The following is a 237-nucleotide window of genomic DNA, read 5'->3' as shown; positions in this document are numbered from 1 at the left end:
GTCATGGCTTCTGCCTCCAGTGCGGTGCTTCAGCATCAAGTATTTTTTCCAGTGTCACAATACGCTGCTGCATTTGCTCAGCGCGAACCACCAGCCCTTGTAATTTGTCAGTGTCTTCACCTGACAGCCCCTGCGCCGTCTGACGCTTACTGCGGTAGTGCAAAATCAGCCACAGTGGCGCAACAAACACCAGAAAGACAATCAACGGCCCTACAATGAATCCCATGGACATGCACA

At 51.9% G+C, this 237-nt stretch carries 1 protein-coding gene; it reads right to left on the bottom strand.

The features are described from left to right. Window position 1: 1 nt before the first annotated feature. Window positions 2-232 carry an envelope stress response membrane protein PspB gene (pspB, locus tag ACYP03_RS27935; RefSeq protein WP_027253354.1) on the bottom strand — a complete coding sequence of 77 codons (231 nt, stop codon included), beginning with the start codon at window positions 230-232 and terminating at the stop codon, window positions 2-4. Between the last annotated feature and the right edge of the window lie 5 nt (window positions 233-237).

Source organism: Photobacterium sp. R1 (assembly GCF_054600795.1).
The sequence above is the reverse complement of the archived record's forward strand: the minus strand, read 5'-3'. Positions and strand labels throughout refer to the sequence as shown.

Excerpts from the sequence above, each read along its gene's own strand:
- pspB (WP_027253354.1), bottom strand. The coding sequence starts at position 232 with ATGTCCATGGGATTCATTGTAGGGCCGTTGATTGTCTTTCTGGTGTTT.